This is a genomic window from Streptomyces sp. KL116D, assembly GCF_030766975.1.
Classification (GTDB): Bacteria; Actinomycetota; Actinomycetes; order Streptomycetales; family Streptomycetaceae; genus Streptomyces; species Streptomyces longispororuber_A.
The window spans coordinates 1-18,055 of sequence record NZ_JASERH010000002.1 but is presented as its reverse complement, the minus strand read 5'-3'; the positions used below and the strand labels follow the sequence as shown (position 1 = coordinate 18,055).

The window sequence follows — 18,055 nt, the reverse complement described above, 5'->3', positions numbered from 1 at the left end:
AAGCCCGCGCCGAAGGCTGCCGCCGCTCCCGCCGCCACCCCTGCACCGAAGAAGGCTGAACCAGTGACGACCGAGGCCCCTGCCGGCCCCGAGTTCGTGACGCTGCGCGGTCCCGCCGCCGCCGTCGCGAAGAACATGAACGCGTCCATCGAGGTCCCCACGGCCACGTCCGTGCGCGCCGTCCCGGTGAAGCTGCTGTTCGACAACCGCATCGTCATCAACAACCACCTGAAGCGCGCCCGCGGCGGGAAGATCTCCTTCACGCACCTCATCGGGTACGCGATGGTGCAGGCCATCAAGGCCATGCCGTCGATGAACTACTCCTTCGCCCAGAAGGACGGCAAGCCGACGCTGGTCAAGCCGGAGCACATCAACTTCGGCCTCGCCATCGACCTCGTGAAGCCGAACGGCGACCGCCAGCTGGTCGTCGCGGGCATCAAGAAGGCCGAGACGCTGAACTTCTTCGAGTTCTGGCAGGCCTACGAGGACATCGTCCGCCGCGCCCGCGACGGCAAGCTCGGCATGGACGACTTCACCGGTGTCACGGTCTCCCTGACCAACCCCGGCGGCCTCGGCACCGTCCACTCCGTGCCCCGCCTGATGCCCGGACAGTCGGTCATCATGGGCGTCGGCTCGATGGACTACCCGGCGGAGTTCCAGGGCACGTCCCAGGACACGCTGAACAAGCTCGGCATCTCGAAGGTCATGACGCTCACGTCGACCTACGACCACCGGGTCATCCAGGGCGCCGCCTCCGGCGAGTTCCTGCGCATCGTGGCGAACCTGCTCCTCGGCGAGCAGGACTTCTACGACGAGATCTTCAAGTCCCTGCGCATCCCCTACGAGCCGGTCCGCTGGCTCAAGGACATCGACGCCTCGCACGACGACGACGTCACCAAGGCCGCGCGGGTCTTCGAGCTGATCCACTCCTACCGGGTCCGCGGCCACGTCATGGCCGACACCGACCCGCTGGAGTACCAGCAGCGCAAGCACCCCGACCTGGACATCACCGAGCACGGCCTGACGCTCTGGGACCTGGAGCGCGAGTTCGCGGTCGGCGGTTTCGCCGGCAAGTCGATGATGAAGCTGCGCGACATCCTCGGCGTGCTGCGCGACTCGTACTGCCGCACCACCGGTGTCGAGTTCATGCACATCCAGGACCCGAAGCAGCGCAAGTGGATCCAGGACCGCATCGAGCGCGCGCACACCAAGCCGGAGCGCGAGGAGCAGCTGCGCATCCTGCGCCGGCTGAACGCGGCCGAGGCGTTCGAGACCTTCCTGCAGACGAAGTACGTCGGCCAGAAGCGGTTCTCCCTGGAGGGCGGCGAGTCCGTCATCCCGCTGCTCGACGCGGTCATCGACTCCGCCGCCGAGGCCCGCCTCGACGAGGTCGTCATCGGCATGGCCCACCGCGGCCGCCTGAACGTCCTGGCGAACATCGTCGGCAAGTCGTACGCGCAGATCTTCCGCGAGTTCGAGGGCAACCTCGACCCGAAGTCGATGCACGGCTCCGGCGACGTGAAGTACCACCTGGGCGCCGAGGGCACCTTCACCGGTCTGGACGGCGAGCAGATCAAGGTCTCGCTGGCCGCCAACCCGTCCCACCTGGAGACGGTCGACCCGGTCATCGAGGGCATCACCCGCGCCAAGCAGGACATCATCAACAAGGGCGGCACGGACTTCACGGTCCTGCCGGTCGCCCTGCACGGTGACGCGGCCTTCGCGGGCCAGGGCGTCGTGGCCGAGACCCTGAACATGTCGCAGCTGCGCGGCTACCGCACGGGCGGCACGGTCCACATCGTCATCAACAACCAGGTCGGCTTCACGGCGGCGCCCGAGTCCTCGCGCTCCTCCATGTACGCCACCGACGTGGCCCGCATGATCGAGGCCCCGATCTTCCACGTGAACGGCGACGACCCCGAGGCCGTCGTCCGCGTCGCGCGGCTCGCGTTCGAGTTCCGTCAGGCGTTCAACAAGGACGTCGTGATCGACCTCATCTGCTACCGCCGCCGCGGTCACAACGAGTCGGACAACCCGGCGTTCACGCAGCCGCTGATGTACGACCTGATCGACAAGAAGCGCTCGGTGCGCAAGCTCTACACCGAGTCCCTCATCGGTCGCGGCGACATCACCCTCGAAGAGGCCGAGCAGGCGCTGCAGGACTTCCAGGGCCAGCTGGAGAAGGTCTTCACCGAGGTCCGCGAGGCCGTCGCGGCCCCGGCCGAGGCACAGGTCCCCGACCCGCAGGCCGAGTTCCCCGTGGCCGTGCAGACGGCGATCTCCCAGGAGGTCGTCAAGCGCATCGCCGAGTCCCAGGTGAACATCCCGGACAACATCACCGTGCACCCGCGCCTGCTGCCGCAGCTGCAGCGCCGTGCGTCGATGATCGAGGACGGGACGATCGACTGGGGCATGGGCGAGACCCTCGCCATCGGCTCCCTCCTCCTGGAGGGCACCCCGGTCCGGCTGTCCGGCCAGGACTCGCGCCGCGGCACGTTCGGCCAGCGCCACGCGGTGCTGATCGACCGGGAGACCGGCGAGGACTACACCCCGCTGCTCTACCTGTCGCCCGAGCAGGCCCGCTACAACGTCTACGACTCGCTGCTCTCCGAGTACGCGGTGATGGGCTTCGAGTACGGCTACTCGCTGGCCCGCCCCGAGTCGCTGGTCATGTGGGAAGCCCAGTTCGGTGACTTCGTCAACGGCGCGCAGACGGTCGTCGACGAGTACATCTCGGCCGCCGAGCAGAAGTGGGGCCAGACGTCCGGCGTCACGCTCCTCCTCCCGCACGGCTACGAGGGCCAGGGCCCGGACCACTCCTCGGCCCGTGTCGAGCGCTTCCTGCAGCTCTGCGCGCAGAACAACATGACGGTCGCGATGCCGACCCTCCCGTCGAACTACTTCCACCTCCTGCGGTGGCAGGTGCACAACCCGCACCACAAGCCGCTGGTGGTCTTCACGCCGAAGTCGATGCTGCGCCTCAAGGCCGCCGCGTCGAAGGCGGAGGAGTTCACGACGGGCGGCTTCCGTCCGGTCATCGGCGACGAGTCGGTCGACCCGAACGCGGTCAAGAAGGTCGTGTTCGTGGCGGGCAAGCTCTACTACGACCTCGATGCCGAGCGGAAGAAGAGCGGGATCACCGACACCGCGATCATCCGCGTCGAGCGTCTGTACCCGCTGCCGGGTGCGGAGCTCCAGGCGGAGATCGCCAAGTTCCCGAACGCCGAGAAGTACCTCTGGGCGCAGGAGGAGCCGGCGAACCAGGGTGCCTGGCCGTTCATCGCGCTCAACCTGATCGACCACCTGGACCTGGCCGTCGGCGCCGACGTGCCGCACGGTGAGCGCCTGCGCCGCATCTCGCGGCCGCACGGCTCGTCCCCGGCGGTCGGCTCCGCCAAGCGCCACCAGGCGGAGCAGGAGCAGCTGGTGCGCGAGGTGTTCGAGGCGTAACCGCCCCGGCTCGTCAGCAGGGCCGTACTCCCGCGAGGGGGTGCGGCCCTGCCGCATATCCTGGTGCCATGTACTTCACGGACCGCGGCATCGAAGAGCTGGAGAAGCGGCGTGGCGAGGAGGAGGTCACCTTCGAGTGGCTCGCCGAGCAGCTGCGGACCTTCGTCGACCTGAACCCCGACTTCGAGGTGCCGGTGGAGCGCCTCGCCACGTGGCTGGCGCGGCTCGACGACGACGAGGACGACGAGTAGGTCTCCTCCGAGCAGGGGCGCGAGCAGGTCCCCCGAGCGAGCAGGCCCCCCGAGCGGGGACGTCAGTCGCGGGAGGCCCGCAGCCGGTCGTACGCGAGTCCGAGCGCGCCGTGGGCGAGCAGGACGGCCCCCGCGGTGAGCCAGCCGCCGCTGCGCCGCCGCAGGCCGTGCACGGCGAGCGGGAGGCCCGCCGCGAGCTGGAGGGCGGCCAGCGCGCGGGCCTTGGGGCCGCGCAGCCACGGGCCGATGCTGCTGCTCTCGACGACGTCGAGTTCGGCGTGGACGGCGTCCCGCCAGCCCGACCACTCGATCCGTTCCGCGTCGGGCTGGATGCGGGCGACCTCGCGCAGCCGGTCGGCCGGTTCGCCCGGGGTGAGGCCGGTGGGGAGCGTCAGGCCGGTGCGGGTGAGGACCGCGAGCAGGCCGAGCATCCGGGCCCGGGCGTCGGCCTCACTGTCCGGTACGGCGAGGGCTTCGAGCGACTGCATGTCGAGCACCGGGTCGAGGCCGAGGCGGGCGGCGAAGGTGCGCAGGGCCTCGTCCTCGCCGACCGGGGTGCCGTTCGCCAGCCAGACGTAGCCCACCGGGCGGCGGAAGCCGGAGGCGAGCGTGAAGCCGCTGCGGTCGGCGTCCCACCACAGGGCGAGCACCGGCCACGGGGCACCCACCGCGAGGGCTCCGGCCCAGCCGCCGAGCACCCGGTCGACGGGTTCGCCGCCGGCGTCGGGTGCGGCCAGCCAGGGCTTCGTCTCCGGTACGAGCACGCTCCACTCGCGTCCGGCCCGGGCGAGCAGCATGCGCTCGCGCAGCAGCTGGGCGGCGGGGCCGACGACGGCGGGTTCGGCGCGGCAGAGGAGCAGCGCGCCGGCGGGTTCGGGAGACAACATGGCCCCACGCTAGGGCAATTCACCCACTTTGGACCACAAATGTCCGCCTTGATGGCGGTGCGGGTGGCGGCGCGGGGCGCTCACGAAAGACGGAAGTCGTCCACGACAGTCTTGACTTCCCGTATCCGCGATATATCGTGTTTGACAGAGGACGCGATATGGCGCGTTCGCTGCCGAGGAGGTCCCACCATGCCCGAGTGGTCCGTCGCGGAGCCGCAGAAGCTCGTCTTCGACGAGCCGTTGACGACCCTGCGCGTACGCATCGTGAACGGAACGGTGAACGTGGTGGGCACGGACGAAGGTTCCGCCCGCCTGGAGGTCTCCGCCATCGAGGGGCCACCGCTCCTGGTCACCCAGCAGGACGGCACGCTCTCGGTGGCGTACGACGACCTGCCCTGGAAGGGCTTCCTCAAGTGGCTCGACCGCAAGGGCTGGCACCGCAGCGCGGTCGTCTCGCTCGCGGTGCCCACGGGCACCCGGGTCGAGGTCGGCGTGGTCGGCGCGGGCGCCGTCGTCTCCGGCATGGAGGGGCACACGGAGGTGAAGGGCGTCACCGGCGACACGACCCTGGTCGGCGTCACCGGACCGGTGCGCACCAGCACGGTCTCGGGCAGCGTCGAGGCGCAGGCGGTGACCGGCGACCTCCGGTTCAACTCGGTGTCCGGTGACCTCACGGTGGTGGAGGGCTCGGGGTCGTTCGTGAAGGCCGACACGGTGAGCGGCTCGATGATCGTGGACCTGGACCCGGCGGGCCCCACGGACGTGAGCCTGACGAGCGTCTCCGGCGAGATCGCCATCCGCATCCCGCACCCGGCGGACACGGAGGTCGAGGCGAACACGGCGAGCGGCGCGGTGTCGAACGCCTTCGACGGACTGCGGGTCTCCGGCCAGTGGGGCGCCCACAAGATCACCGGCCGGCTCGGGGCGGGCACCGGCAGCCTGAAGGCGACCACGGTCTCGGGCTCGATCGCCCTGCTGCGCAGGCCACCCGGCGAGGACGAGCCGACCGACATCACCCCCGACGCCGCCCCTTCCGACGCGGTCCCCTCCCCCGATGCCGCCTCCTCCGACGCCACCCCGTCCGCGCCCACCGACAAGAAGGTGCTCTGACATGGCCCCCGTCTTCGCCCACGGCCGCCTGCGCCTCTACCTGCTCAAGCTGCTCGACGAGGCCCCGCGCCACGGCTACGAGGTGATCCGGCTCCTGGAGGAGCGCTTCCAGGGGCTGTACGCGCCGTCGGCGGGCACGGTGTACCCGCGTCTGGCCAAGCTGGAGACCGAGGGGCTCGTCACGCACACGACCGAGGGCGGCCGGAAGGTCTACGCGATCACCGACGCGGGCCGGGCCGAACTGGCCGACCGGAGCGGCGAGCTGGCCGATCTGGAGCTGGAGATCCGCGAGTCCGTGGCCGAGCTGGCCGCCGAGATCCGGGACGACGTCCGGGGCGCGGCGGGCGACCTGCGCCGCGAGGTGCGGGCCGCCACGTCGCAGACCCGCAGCGGCGGCAGCGCTGGATCCGGTGCCGGTGCGGGCGCCGGCCCGGGTGGCTTCGGCGATCTGGGGGACCTCACGGACAAGGAGTCCTGGCGGGCCGCGAAGGAGGAGCTGCGCCGGGCGAAGCAGGAGTGGAAGGAGCAGGCGCGGCGGGCGAAGGACGAGAGCCGCCGGGCCCGCGAGGAGGCCCAGCGGGCGCGCCGCCAGGCCAAGGAGACCCAGGACCGGGTGCAGGCGCAGGCGCAGGAGGAGTTCCAGCGCATGGCCAAGCGCGTCCAGGACCAGGTCCAGGACCACTTCGCGCGCGGCGACTGGCCGACGGGGGTGCGCGAGGGCCTGTCCGAACTGGCCAGGGAGTTCGGTGAGTTCGGCAAGTCCTTCGGCAAGGACTTCACCGGGGGCTCCGCCAAGGAGGCCGGTGACCAGCGGACGGCCGACCGCGAGCAGGCCGGCGCAGGCAAGGGCGCGGGCGCCCCGGCACCGGCCGCCCAGCCGTCCGCCACCGCCCCGTCCGGCACCCGCCCGGCCCCGGCCGAGCCCGTTCCCGGATCCTCCCCCGAGCCCGAGTACCGGTCCCCCTCCGACGCGGTACCGGCCGCGTACGTCCCGGCCTGGGCCGCGGAGGATTCCACCGGCGACCCGGCCCGGGACCTGGACCGCCTCCTGGACCGCTTCCGCGACGGCATCCGTGACGCGGCGCGCGACCATGGCGTGACGGAGTCCCAACTCCGCACGGCACGGCGCCACTTGTCGGAGGCGGCGGCCCACATCGGGGCGACCCTCCACACCCCGGAAGCCGGGGGCAAGAAGGTGTGAGCGGGGGCGGGAAGACGCCGGCCTCCCCTGGCTCGGCGCGGCCGGCCCGGCTCGGCGTGGCCCGGCTCGGCCCGGTAAGGCCGGCCTGGAACGCCCGTCCCGGCCCGGCGCGGGCCCGGTGCGGCTGGCTCGGCGCGCTCGTCCCGGCGTGGCCATCCCTGCCCGGCACGGCCGGCCCGGCTCGGCGTGGCCATCCCGGCTCGGTGCGGCCGTCCCGGCGCGGCCATCCCGGCCCGACGTTGCCATCCCGGCCATCCCGGCCATCCCGGCCATCCCGACACACAACAGCTCGACCGAGCCCGGCCCAGCCCGACACGTCCAGCCCAGCCCCGCGGCCCCCGCCTACCCGGCCGCCGCCTCCCCGTCTCCGTACAGCACCCGCTCCACTCCCCCGGCCGTCACGCCGTGTTCGGCGAGGGCCTCGGAGACGATGCCCGGGCGGTGGGTGAGGGCGAGGAGGAGGTGTTCGTCGCCGATGGCGCGGTCGTGGTGGGCGAGAGCCGTCCGCAGGGAGGACTCCAGGACACCCTTGGCCTCGCGGGCGAAGGGGCGGCGGCCGCCCAGCCGCCGCCCGCCGGTCAGCGCGCCGACACCGTGGGCCTCCTCGACCCGGGCGACGACCTCCTCCACGTCGATGCCGAGCCCGGCGAGGGCCTCCGCGTCGGCCTGCGAAAGTCCGGCCCGGCGGCGTGCGGCGGTCAGCGAGCGGCCGATCTCCGCCCGCCGGTCCTCCGTGGCGGCACCCAGCGCACCGAGGGCGAAAGCGCCCCGGGTGCCGCGGGCGTCGAGCAGCGCGAGGAGCAGATGCCCCTCGTCGACGCGCTCGGCACGCTCCCGCTCCGCGTGCACGACGGCACCCTTGACCACGTCACGGGCACCCTTGGTGAACCGCTCGAACATCATCGCCTCCCGTACTTCTTGTGCACGGCCTGCCGACTGACTCCCAGCTCGGCCGCGATCTCCTGCCACGACCAGCCCTGATTGCGCGCACTGCGCACCTGTACCGCTTCCAGCTGCTCCAGCAGCCGCCTCAGCGCGGCGACCGCCCGCAATCCGACGCGCGGGTCGCGGGCGCCCGCCTGCTCGGCGAGATCCGTTGCCTCCGTCATGATGTCAATGTAGGTTGACAGTCGGTCGATGTCAACCACAGTTGACACGCCGGGCGCGAAAAAGGGGCGCCGCCACAGCGCCCCTCTCCGTGAACCTCTCCGGGAACCTCCCCGAGAACCGGCCTCCCCGAGAACCGACTCAGACGGTCAGCACGACCTTGCCGAACAGGTCGCCACCCGCCATCTTCCCGAAGCCCTCGCGGGCCCGGTCCAGGGGCAGCGTCTCGTCGATGACGGGCCGCACCCCGGTCGCGGCGCAGAAGGACAGCAGATCCTCCAGCTCGTCCTTGGAGCCCATGGTCGAGCCGACGACCTTCAGCTCCAGGAAGAAGATGCGGTTCAGCTCGGCGGCCGGCGGGTTGGGGCCGCTGGTCGCGCCGGAGATCACCAGCGTGCCGCCCGGCTTGAGGGACTTGACGGAGTGCGACCAGGTCGCGGCGCCCACCGTCTCGATCACGGCGTCGACGCGCTGCGGCAGCCGCGCCCCGGACTCCACGGCCTCCACGGCACCCAGCTCCAGGGCCCGCTTCCGCTTGGCCTCGTCACGGCTGGTCGCGAAGACCCGCAGACCGGCCGCCTTGCCGAGGACGATGGCGGCCGTGGCGACACCGCCGCCCGCGCCCTGCACGAGGACCGAGTCACCGGGACGCACCCCGGCGTTGGTGAAGAGCATCCGGTACGCCGTCAGCCAGGCGGTCGGCAGACAGGCGGCCTCCTCGAAGGAGAGCTCCTTCGGCTTGGGCAGCACGTTCCACTCGGGCACGGTGACCTGCTCGGCGAAGGTGCCCTGGTACTTCTCGGTGAGGATGGAGCGGCGCTCGCGCGGTCCGACCCCGTGACCGGTCTCGCCGATCACCGAGTGGAGCACGACCTCGTTGCCGTCCTGGTCGATGCCGGCGGCGTCGCAGCCCAGGATCATGGGCAGCGCCTCCTCGCCGAGCCCGACCCCGCGCAGGGACCACAGGTCGTGGTGGTTGAGGGAGGCGGCCTTGACGTTCACGGTGGTCCAGCCGGGCCGGTTCTCGGGGGCGGGCCGCTCCCCCAACTCCAGGCCGTTCAGCGGCTGATCACGGTCGATGCGGGCTGCGTAGGCGGCGAACATGACCTTGACGATAGGTGTCGTACGGAGCCCGGGGAACCACCTCCGCCTGTGACACACGTCCCCTGGCGCAGGGCGCGGAAAAGGCCCCGCCGAACGGCGGGGCCTCAACCACTGACGACAACCACGAACGACGACGCACGCGCCGACTAGCGCCGGGCGACGCCCTCGGCCCGGGCGGCCGCGGCGACCGCCGCGGTGACGGCCGGGGCCACCCGCTCGTCGAACGGCGACGGGATGACGTAACCGGCGGCGAGCTCGTCGCCCACGACCGCGGCGAGCGCGTCGGCCGCCGCGATCTTCATCCCCTCGGTGATCCGCGAGGCGCGCACCTGGAGGGCGCCCGCGAAGATCCCCGGGAAGGCGAGGACGTTGTTGATCTGGTTCGGGTAGTCCGAGCGCCCGGTCGCGACCACGGCCGCGTACTTGTGGGCGATGTCCGGGTGCACCTCGGGGTTCGGGTTCGCCATCGCGAAGACGAAGGCGCCCGGCGCCATGGAGGCGACCGCCGGCTCGGGGACCGTACCGCCCGAGACGCCGATGTAGAGGTCGGCGCCCGCGAGCGCGTCCTCCAGGGAGCCCGAGAGGCCCGCCTTGTTCGTGATCTCGGCGAGCTCGCGCTTGACCGGGGTGAGGTCCTCGCGGTCCCGGCTGACGATGCCCTTGCGGTCGGTGACCGCGACGTCGCCGAGGCCCGCCGCGAGCAGGAACTTCGCGATCGCCACGCCCGCCGCACCGGCGCCGGAGATCACGCCGCGCAGCTCACCGAGCTCGCGCCCGCTGAGCCTGGCCGCGTTCTTCAGCGCGGCCAGCGTCACCACGGCGGTGCCGTGCTGGTCGTCGTGGAAGACCGGGATGTCGAGCCGCTCCTGGAGCTTGCGCTCGATCTCGAAGCACCGCGGAGCCGCGATGTCCTCCAGGTTCACGCCGCCGAAGGACGGGGCGAGCCGCACGACGGTGTCGACGATCTCGTCGACGTCGGTCGTCGCGAGCGCGATCGGAACCGCGTCCACGCCGCCGAACTGCTTGAAGAGAATGGCCTTGCCCTCCATCACCGGGAGGGAGGCCTCGGGACCGATGTCACCGAGTCCGAGGACGGCCGTACCGTCCGTCACGACAGCCACGACGCTCGACTTCCACGTGTAGTCGTGGACGAGCTCCGGCCGCTCGGCGATCGCGCTGCACACCTTCGCGACGCCGGGCGTGTACGCCAGGGACAGGTCGTCCTTGTCGCGGACCGGCACGGTGGCCTGCACGGCCATCTTGCCGCCGCGGTGCAGCGCGAACGCCGGATCGAAGGGCTCGTCAGTGCCCTCGTCGCCGGTACTGCTGTCGCTGCGAGGATTGACGATCTCCGCTGCCACTTGTCTGACCCCTTAAGTCTTATTGCATCAGTTGAGGGTGTCCGCTCCTGGTTGAGGAGCGGGCGGGCACCGCGTACGCACCGGTCGGCCCCTTTGATGGACCGCCCTACGGGCACGTACGCGACGGGCGCGCCGCACGCACGCCCTGAGCCCCGGATGAGGGGTGTAAAGAACCTTCTTACCCGACGGACGGTGCTGGGGACGACCCCATACGTGATCGATCACTGACCGGTGACATGACTCATAGCCGAATATCTGGACAAGTCAGCAACTCGGAGCCGAACACCGGCGGAAGTCCGCCCGAATGGTGAGACAGCGGACGGTTCGCCGGAGAATCTCCGGCCGCTGGGCGAAAGGTCCGCAGAAGATGTGGGCCTCATGCACCGTGATGTGCGGCCCTGTTGGGCGCCTTGGTCCACCCGTTATCCGATTTTGACATCTCTGACCCCCTGAACAGGTCAGTCCGAATGGCAAGATGCCGTAATCACGCGAGGTCGCGACACCCGAAGGTGTGTGCAAGGCGACCGACGAACGGCAACTCCCACACCCTGCCGGAGGACCCCACCATGACCGCAAGCACCACCCGTCGCACGACCGCGAAGTCCGCGAAGTCCCGGATAGCCGCGGTCGGCGCGATCGCGGTCGCCGGCACTCTGCTGCTGACCGGCTGCGGTGACCAGACGAAGAAGGACGACACGGGTTCCGGCTCGGCGTCCTCCAAGGCGGCTCCGCTCGCGGACAAGCTCCCCAAGGAGATCCGCGACAAGGGCGTCATCCGGGTCGGTTCGGACATCGCCTACGCACCGGTCGAGTTCAAGGACAAGTCCGGCAAGGCCATCGGCATCGACCCCGACCTGGCGGACGCGCTCGGCAAGCAGCTCGGCGTGACGTTCGAGTTCCAGAACGGCACGTTCGACACCCTGATCACGGGTCTGCGCTCGAACCGCTACGACATCGCCATGTCGGCCATGACCGACACCAAGGACCGCCAGGAGGGTGTCGACTCCGACACCGGCAAGAAGGTCGGCGAGGGTGTCGACTTCGTCGACTACTTCAACGCGGGCGTCTCGATCTACACGCCGAAGGGCAAGACCCAGTCCATCAAGACCTGGGACGACCTGTGCGGCAAGAAGATCGTGGTGCAGCGCGGCACGGTCTCGCACGACCTCGCCAAGGCGCAGGCCAAGAAGTGCAAGGACGGCAAGAAGCTCGGCATCCAGGCCTTCGACGACGACCAGCAGGCCCAGACCCGTCTCCGCTCCGGCGGCGCGGACGCCGGCTCCTCCGACTTCCCGGTCGCCGCGTACGCGGTGAAGACCTCGGGCGGCGGCAAGGACTTCGAGATCGTCGGCGACCAGGTCGAGGCGGCCCCGTACGGCATCGCCGTGGCCAAGGACCAGACGCAGCTGCGTGACGCCATCAAGGCCGCGCTCGACGCCGTCATCAAGAGCGGTGACTACGACAAGATCATCGCCAAGTGGGGCGTCGAGGCGGGTGCCGTGAAGGCAGCCACCGTCAACGGCGGCAAGTGACCGCGTAGTACGCGCAGTTGAAGTCGTTGAAAGGCAAGATCCGTGTCAGTTGACATAGAGAAGACGGGCGGCGGCCCCGAGGACGCCCCGCCGCCCGCGACCGTGCCCGAAGCCATCAGGGCGATCCCGGTCCGGCACTACGGGCGCTACCTGGCGGCACTCGTCGCGATCGCGGTCCTCGCCTCGATCGTCTACGCCTTCGGGCAGGGCAAGATCCAGTGGGGCACGGTCCCGGAGTACTTCTTCGACGACCGCATCCTGACCGGTGTCGGCAAGACCCTGCTCCTGACGGTCCTGTCGATGCTGATCGGTGTCGTCGGCGGCATCACGCTCGCCGTGATGCGCCTGTCGAAGAACCCGGTGACCAGCTCCATCGCGTGGTTCTACATCTGGTTCTTCCGCGGTACCCCGGTCCTGGTCCAGCTGTTCATCTGGTTCAACCTGGGTCTGGTCTTCGAGTACATCAACCTCGGGCCCATCTACAAGGACTACTGGTCGTCCTTCATGACGCCGCTGCTCACGGCCCTCCTGGGGCTGGGCCTCAACGAGGCGGCGTACATGGCGGAGATCTGCCGCGCGGGCCTGATGTCCGTCGACGAGGGCCAGACCGAGGCGTCGCACGCGCTCGGCATGAGCCACTCCAAGACGCTGCGCCGCATCGTGATCCCGCAGGCGATGCGGGTCATCGTGCCGCCGACCGGCAACGAGTTCATCAACATGCTGAAGACCACCTCGCTCGTCGCGGCGGTCCAGTTCAACGAACTCTTCCGGTACGCCCAGGACATCGGCCAGCAGTCCGGCGCCCCGGTGGAGATGTACTTCACCGCGGCGGCCTGGTACCTGGTCATGACGTCGATCCTGAGCGTCGGCCAGTTCTACATCGAGCGCTACTACGCGCGGGGCACGTCGCGACAGCTGCCGAGCACGCCGTGGCAGAAGGTGAAGGCCAACATGCTCTCCTTCTCGAACCGATCCGGGGCGGTGGGCTCATGACCGAGAACGCGATGGTCAAGGCCGAGGGCGTGCACAAGTCGTTCGGCAACGTCGAGGTCCTCAAGGGCATCGACCTGGAGGTCAGGAAGGGTGAGGTCTTCTGCCTCATCGGCCCCTCCGGCTCCGGCAAGTCGACGTTCCTGCGCTGCATCAACCACCTGGAGAAGGTCAACGCGGGCCGGCTCTACGTGGACGGCGAGCTGGTCGGCTACCGCCAGCAGGGCGACAAGCTCTACGAACTCCGGGACCGGGAAGTCGCGTTGAAGCGGCGGGACATCGGCATGGTGTTCCAGCGCTTCAACCTGTTCCCGCACATGACGGCGCTCGAGAACGTCATGGAGGCGCCGGTCCAGGTCAAGAAGCAGTCGAAGGCGCAGTCCCGGGAGCGGGCCAAGGAGCTGCTCGACCGCGTCGGCCTCGCCGACAAGTCGGGCAACTACCCCTCGCAGCTCTCCGGCGGCCAGCAGCAGCGCGTCGCGATCGCCCGGGCGCTCGCGATGGACCCGAAGCTGATGCTGTTCGACGAGCCGACGTCGGCGCTCGACCCCGAGCTGGTCGGTGACGTGCTCGACGTCATGCGGGACCTCGCGGAGTCGGGCATGACGATGGTCGTCGTCACGCACGAGATGGGCTTCGCCCGTGAGGTCGGCGACAGCCTGGTCTTCATGGACGAGGGCGTGGTCGTCGAGTCGGGGCACCCGCGCGACGTCCTGACTAACCCGCAGCACGACCGGACGAAGTCGTTCCTGTCAAAGGTCCTGTAACCGGCGAACGGTTCGGCTTCCCCCGGTGGGGGCTGGTCGCGCAGTTCCCCGCGCCCCTGGAGACGCGCACTTCGTGCGCTGTCTCCAGGGGCGCGGCCGTCGGTGGGAAGGCTGCGCGCAGCGCATGCCTTCAGGGGCGCGGGGAACTGCGCGACCAGCCCCCACGCACCCGCACCCGACAACGCACCCCCCTACTTCACGGCGAGTACCAGCGCATCACTCGGCGACCGCCACACGGCGCGGGCCTCGCCGAACCCACCCTCGCGGAGCGCCTGCGCGTGCCAGGCCACCGACGGCATGTCCCCGTCCGCGTGCTCCCCGTAGATCGCGAACCGCTCGGCCGTGGGCCCCGCCAGCACCGGATCCTTCGCGGCGAGCGCCCACCACTCGGCCCAGTCCACCGCCCCGCCCGTCTTCGCCTCGTCCATCCGCGCATGCCGGAGCGCCCGCTCCGCGGCGTTGATCCGCGGCGTCGTCTGGTCGATCATGTGGTCCGCGTTCATGAACACGCCACCGTCCCGCACCAGCGGCGCGAGTTGGCCGTAGAGAGCGGCGAGGGGGTCGGAGTGCAGCCAGTGCAGGGCGGTGGCGGTGAGCACGGCGTCGTACGAGTCGTGCGGCAGCGCCTTCGTCCACTCCGGGTCCTTCAGGTCCGCCGCCACGAACGTGACCCGCTCGTCGCCCTCGAAGGTGCCCCGGGCGATCGCGAGCAGCGCGGGGTCGAGGTCGACGCCGACGCTGGTCGCCCCGGGGAACCTGCGCAGCAGCCGGTCCGTGATGCTTCCCGTGCCGCACGCGAGGTCGAGCACGCGCGGCGCGGGTCCGGCGAACGCCTCGACCATGTCGAGCATGACGCGGAACCGCTCCTCGCGGTCGGGCATGTACCACTCCTGCTGCCGGTCCCAGCTCTCCTGCCAGGCCCGCCAGTCGGTGGTCTGCGCCTCTGCTGCGGTCTCGGTCATACCAGGCCCTCCCGTAATACCCTTAAGCACGAAGCGAGCATTACTCTCGCTTCTCACGAAGATAGACCGCCCCGGTAAGGACTACAAGTGGAACTGGCCTATTACTCGGACTATGCAGTGCGCCTCGTCAACACCGAGGAGCCGGGCCGCGGCAAGGACTCGCTGACCTCGGTGGACGTGGTGCGCGAGCTCTTCGGCCCGAGCCAGGACGCGGCCCGCCGCGCCACGGACGCGGACCTGACGCGCTTCAGGAGCGTGCGGGCCCGGCTGCGCGCGGTCTTCGAGGCGGCCGACGGCGGCGACGAGGAGCTCGCCGTGAACCTCCTGAACTCGCTGCTCCTGGAGTTCCCGGTGAGTCCGCAGATCTCCGGGCACGACCACCGCGACGACGACGGCCGCCCGCTGTGGCACATGCACCTGGCGGACCACCCGTCCAACGCGACGGCGGGCTACGCCGCGATCGCCGCGATGGGCCTCGCCTTCCACCTCACCGAGTACGGCGTGGACCGCCTGGGCCTGTGCGAGGCGTCGCCCTGCCGCAACGCCTACCTCGATACGTCCACGAACCGCTCGCGCCGCTACTGCTCGGACCGCTGCGCGACCCGCGCCAACGTCGCGGCCTACCGCGCCCGCAAGCGCCTGGAGGCCGACCGGTCCGAGAGCACCGGACGCACGGACGACAGCGCCCAGCGGGCGAGCGCGAACGGCGAGCGCTGACCCGGCTTCGGCGGCCTGAAGCGCAGCCGGACCCTGCCGAGCACGAAGTCGTCGGGCACGGTGCCGTAGTCGGTGCTGTCACCGCCCGCGAAGACGTTGTCCGCCAGCACCCACCAGCCGCCCTCCCGGCGCTCGGCCGCCCGCTTCACGACCAGCAGGTCCTGCTGGAAGGGGTGGCGCAGGACGACCACGTCACCCGGACGGATCCGTGCCCCGTACTGCACCACGAGCCGGTCCCCGTGCAACAGCGTGGGCACCATGGACGGCCCCGTCACCTCAGCGGCTCCGAACGGCAGCACGGCCTTCCCTCGCTCGGTCTCCTGCGACAGCTCCGGCATCACCGGCACCTCCCCGGTCCTATCCTCCACCAGTCCCAGTCTCACCCCGGACTTTTGTCCTAAGCCCATGGGGGCACTCGCGAAAACCGGTCTCTCACGGAGTAATGTCCCACCTGAGAAGACGATCACGAGGAAGGACAGCTCAATGCTCTCCCGCCTGTTTGCCCCCAAGGTGACGGTCAGCGCCCACTGCGACCTGCCCTGCGGCGTGTACGACCCGGCCCAGGCCCGCATCGAGGCCGAGTCGGTCAAGGCCGTCCAGGAAAAGATGGCCGCCAACGACGACGCGCACTTCCAGGCGCGCGCCACCGTCATCAAGGAGCAGCGCGCCGAGCTCGCCAAGCACCACGTCTCGGTGCTCTGGAGCGACTACTTCAAGCCCCCGCACTTCGAGAAGTACCCGGAGCTGCACCAGCTGGTCAACGACACCCTGAAGGCCCTCTCGGCCGCCAAGGGCTCGACCGACCCGGCCACGGGCCAGAAGGCGCTGGACTACATCGCCCAGATCGACAAGATCTTCTGGGAGACGAAGAAGGCCTGATCCAGGCCGCGTTCACACCGTGACCGGCGGGCGGTGCACCCCCGCAGGTCCGTGTCCGTGGACATTCCGAGGGGCCCGGCCGAGCAGTCGCTCGGCCGGGCCCTTCGGGCGTTCCACCGGGCGGCACCGGGTGGTTCACCACGGCAGCCCGCCTCCGACTCACCCCCCGGCCCGCCCCCAGCCCGCCTCCGTCCGACCGGCGCACGCCCCCCAGGAGCCCGTCCATGTCCCGCCGCCCCCGCGTCCTGTACGTCTCCGATCTCGCGTACGAGGCCCGCGGCCGGCGCTACGGCGACGAGGACGTCTTCCTCACCTCCCGGCTGCGCGCCTCCTTCGACCTGGCGCTCTGCCATCCGCTGGACGCCGCGGCGCTGATGGACGGCTTCGACGTGGTCGTGGTCCGCAACAGCGGTCCGGTACTCGGCTACCAGGAGGCCTACGACGCGTTCCGCGCCCAGGCCCTCGACCGCGGCACGAACGTCTACAACCCGCTGACCGGCCGCGCCGACATGGCGGGCAAGCAGTACCTCCTCGACCTGACGGAGGCCGGGTACCCGGTCATCCCCACCGTCGACGGGCCCGACGCCCTGGACCGGCTCCCGGCGGCCCCCGCGTACGTGGCGAAGCCGAAGCTCGGCGCCGACTCCATCGGGCTGCGCTTCGTCGACCCCGGCGACCTCACCGAACTCCCGTACTCCGAGGGCCTGTTGGTGCAGCCGCGGATCGACTTCCGGTACGAGGTCTCCTTCTACTTCGTCGACGACGCGCTCCAGTACGCCCTCTACGCGCCGGACCCGGACCGCCGCTGGGAGCTGCGGCCCTACGACGTCACCGACGCCGACCGGGAGTTCGCCCGCTCCTTCGTGGAGTGGAACACGCTGCCGCACGGCATCCAGCGCGTCGACGCCTGCCGCACGCCCGAGGGCGGGCTGCTGCTCGTCGAGCTGGAGGACCTCAACCCGTACCTCTCGCTCGGCCTGCTGGACGACGCGACCCGGGACGCCTTCGTGGCGGCGACGGCCGCGTCGATCCGGTCCGCCGTGCGCACCGGCTGACCGCTCGGCGCCGCCGAGGATTCGGCCGTGAACCAGGTCAGGGGCTCGACGTTGCGCCGCACCCCCTGCCACCGTCGACCGCGGCACGACGGAACGCACCGGAGAGCGGCGGGCCGCGTTAGCCCCGGCGCCCTCTGGGCACCCAACGGCCGATGGGGATGCTCTTCGCTCTCGCCTCCGCCGCGTTCTACGGCATCGCCGACTACGCGGGCGGTCTGCTGTCACGCCGTGCGCACTTCGCCTCGGTGGCGCTGTGGGGACAGGCGGGCGGCCTGGTGGCCGCCGTCGCGCTCGCCCTCGTCGTCCCGGCAACGGCCGTCGGCGGCGCCGATCTGGCGTGGGGCGCGCTGTCGGGCGTGGGCAGCGGACTCGGGATGCTGTTCCTGTACCGGGGCCTGGGCCGGGGCGCGATGAGCGTCGTCGTGCCGGTCAGCGCGGTGACGGGGGTGGCGCTGTCCGTGCTGGTCGGCGTCTGGTTCCTCGGCGACCGGCCGGGACCGCTCGCCTGGACCGGGACCGTGGTGACCGTGCCCGCGCTGTGGCTGGTGTCCCGCGCCGACGACACCGACGGCCCGCCGTCGGGCCCGGCCACGCTCGACGCGCTCGCGGCGAGCGCCGCCATCGCCGTGCAGTACCTGGGGCTCGCGCAGGCCGGGGCGGACAGCGGGCTGTGGCCGGTCGC

General features: G+C 70.8%; 18 protein-coding genes. 11 read left to right on the top strand and 7 right to left on the bottom strand.

Features of this window, described 5'->3' with window-relative positions:
• A partial coding sequence (locus RBJ77_RS00330; RefSeq protein WP_372343087.1) for a multifunctional oxoglutarate decarboxylase/oxoglutarate dehydrogenase thiamine pyrophosphate-binding subunit/dihydrolipoyllysine-residue succinyltransferase subunit occupies window positions 1–3,450 on the top strand: 3,450 nt, incomplete at its 5' end.
• Between the two features lie 68 nt (window positions 3,451–3,518).
• Window positions 3,519–3,701 (top strand): DUF6104 family protein, encoded by a 183-nt coding sequence (locus RBJ77_RS00325; protein ID WP_019058231.1) that lies wholly within the window; start codon window positions 3,519–3,521, stop codon window positions 3,699–3,701.
• A gap of 62 nt (window positions 3,702–3,763) precedes the next feature.
• Here the strand turns inward: RBJ77_RS00325 and RBJ77_RS00320 are convergent, their stop codons facing one another.
• Complete coding sequence (locus RBJ77_RS00320) at window positions 3,764–4,588, bottom strand: hypothetical protein (protein ID WP_372343086.1); 825 nt, start codon at window positions 4,586–4,588, stop codon at window positions 3,764–3,766.
• 189 nt (window positions 4,589–4,777) lie between these two features.
• On the opposite strand from RBJ77_RS00320, the gene RBJ77_RS00315 reads away from it, so the two are divergent.
• Both RBJ77_RS00315 and RBJ77_RS00310 read left to right on the top strand, forming a co-directional pair.
• Window positions 4,778–5,698 (top strand): DUF4097 domain-containing protein, encoded by a 921-nt coding sequence (locus RBJ77_RS00315; RefSeq protein ID WP_372343085.1) that lies wholly within the window; start codon window positions 4,778–4,780, stop codon window positions 5,696–5,698.
• 1 nt (window position 5,699) lies between these two features.
• Window positions 5,700–6,899, top strand: coding sequence for a helix-turn-helix transcriptional regulator (locus tag RBJ77_RS00310; RefSeq protein WP_372343084.1), 1,200 nt, complete (start codon window positions 5,700–5,702; stop codon window positions 6,897–6,899).
• 342 nt (window positions 6,900–7,241) lie between these two features.
• Here the strand turns inward: RBJ77_RS00310 and RBJ77_RS00305 are convergent, their stop codons facing one another.
• The 4 genes from RBJ77_RS00305 to RBJ77_RS00290 all read right to left on the bottom strand — a co-directional run bounded on the left by RBJ77_RS00305 (window position 7,242) and on the right by RBJ77_RS00290 (window position 10,471).
• Complete coding sequence (locus RBJ77_RS00305; protein WP_372343088.1) at window positions 7,242–7,799, bottom strand: Clp protease N-terminal domain-containing protein; 558 nt, start codon at window positions 7,797–7,799, stop codon at window positions 7,242–7,244.
• The gene (locus RBJ77_RS00300) at window positions 7,799–8,008 is read right to left on the bottom strand and encodes a helix-turn-helix domain-containing protein (protein WP_207827323.1); all 210 of its coding nucleotides are present in this window, start codon (window positions 8,006–8,008) and stop codon (window positions 7,799–7,801) included. The genes RBJ77_RS00305 and RBJ77_RS00300 overlap by 1 nt, the downstream gene beginning before the upstream one ends.
• Before the next feature lie 139 nt (window positions 8,009–8,147).
• Window positions 8,148–9,110 (bottom strand): zinc-binding dehydrogenase, encoded by a 963-nt coding sequence (locus RBJ77_RS00295; RefSeq protein WP_372343083.1) that lies wholly within the window; start codon window positions 9,108–9,110, stop codon window positions 8,148–8,150.
• Window positions 9,111–9,256: 146 nt separating this feature from the next.
• A complete protein-coding gene (locus tag RBJ77_RS00290; RefSeq protein ID WP_372343082.1) occupies window positions 9,257–10,471 on the bottom strand; it encodes an NADP-dependent malic enzyme in 1,215 nt (404 codons plus the stop codon).
• A gap of 566 nt (window positions 10,472–11,037) precedes the next feature.
• Between RBJ77_RS00290 and RBJ77_RS00285 the strand changes: the two genes are divergently transcribed.
• From RBJ77_RS00285 to RBJ77_RS00275, 3 genes are read left to right on the top strand one after another with little or no spacing between them, the layout of a single operon-like run.
• Complete coding sequence (locus tag RBJ77_RS00285) at window positions 11,038–12,003, top strand: ABC transporter substrate-binding protein (protein ID WP_372343081.1); 966 nt, start codon at window positions 11,038–11,040, stop codon at window positions 12,001–12,003.
• A gap of 42 nt (window positions 12,004–12,045) precedes the next feature.
• Window positions 12,046–12,996 carry an amino acid ABC transporter permease gene (locus RBJ77_RS00280; RefSeq protein ID WP_372343080.1) on the top strand — a complete coding sequence of 317 codons (951 nt, stop codon included), beginning with the start codon at window positions 12,046–12,048 and terminating at the stop codon, window positions 12,994–12,996.
• 11 nt (window positions 12,997–13,007) lie between these two features.
• Window positions 13,008–13,760 carry an amino acid ABC transporter ATP-binding protein gene (locus RBJ77_RS00275; protein WP_255972030.1) on the top strand — a complete coding sequence of 251 codons (753 nt, stop codon included), beginning with the start codon at window positions 13,008–13,010 and terminating at the stop codon, window positions 13,758–13,760.
• 191 nt (window positions 13,761–13,951) lie between these two features.
• Here RBJ77_RS00275 and RBJ77_RS00270 read toward each other — a convergent pair whose 3' ends face one another.
• A complete protein-coding gene (locus tag RBJ77_RS00270) occupies window positions 13,952–14,722 on the bottom strand; it encodes a trans-aconitate 2-methyltransferase (protein WP_372343079.1) in 771 nt (256 codons plus the stop codon).
• An 87-nt stretch (window positions 14,723–14,809) separates the two neighbouring features.
• Between RBJ77_RS00270 and RBJ77_RS00265 the strand changes: the two genes are divergently transcribed.
• The gene (locus RBJ77_RS00265) at window positions 14,810–15,439 is read left to right on the top strand and encodes a CGNR zinc finger domain-containing protein (RefSeq protein ID WP_255971950.1); all 630 of its coding nucleotides are present in this window, start codon (window positions 14,810–14,812) and stop codon (window positions 15,437–15,439) included.
• On the opposite strand, the gene sodX is transcribed toward RBJ77_RS00265, so the two are convergent.
• A complete protein-coding gene (gene sodX / locus RBJ77_RS00260; RefSeq protein ID WP_255972032.1) occupies window positions 15,343–15,777 on the bottom strand; it encodes a nickel-type superoxide dismutase maturation protease in 435 nt (144 codons plus the stop codon). The two genes, RBJ77_RS00265 and sodX, sit on opposite strands and share 97 nt — an antisense overlap.
• A 145-nt stretch (window positions 15,778–15,922) precedes the next feature.
• Here sodX and sodN point away from each other — a divergent pair, with 145 nt between their 5' ends.
• The 3 genes from sodN to RBJ77_RS00245 form a co-directional block, all read left to right on the top strand.
• Window positions 15,923–16,318 carry a superoxide dismutase, Ni gene (sodN, locus tag RBJ77_RS00255; RefSeq protein WP_372343078.1) on the top strand — a complete coding sequence of 132 codons (396 nt, stop codon included), beginning with the start codon at window positions 15,923–15,925 and terminating at the stop codon, window positions 16,316–16,318.
• Window positions 16,319–16,542: 224 nt separating this feature from the next.
• The gene (locus tag RBJ77_RS00250; protein WP_372343077.1) at window positions 16,543–17,373 is read left to right on the top strand and encodes a hypothetical protein; all 831 of its coding nucleotides are present in this window, start codon (window positions 16,543–16,545) and stop codon (window positions 17,371–17,373) included.
• A 152-nt stretch (window positions 17,374–17,525) separates the two neighbouring features.
• Window positions 17,526–18,055 (top strand): EamA family transporter (locus tag RBJ77_RS00245; protein WP_372343076.1); only part of this gene is annotated, 530 nt, incomplete at its 3' end.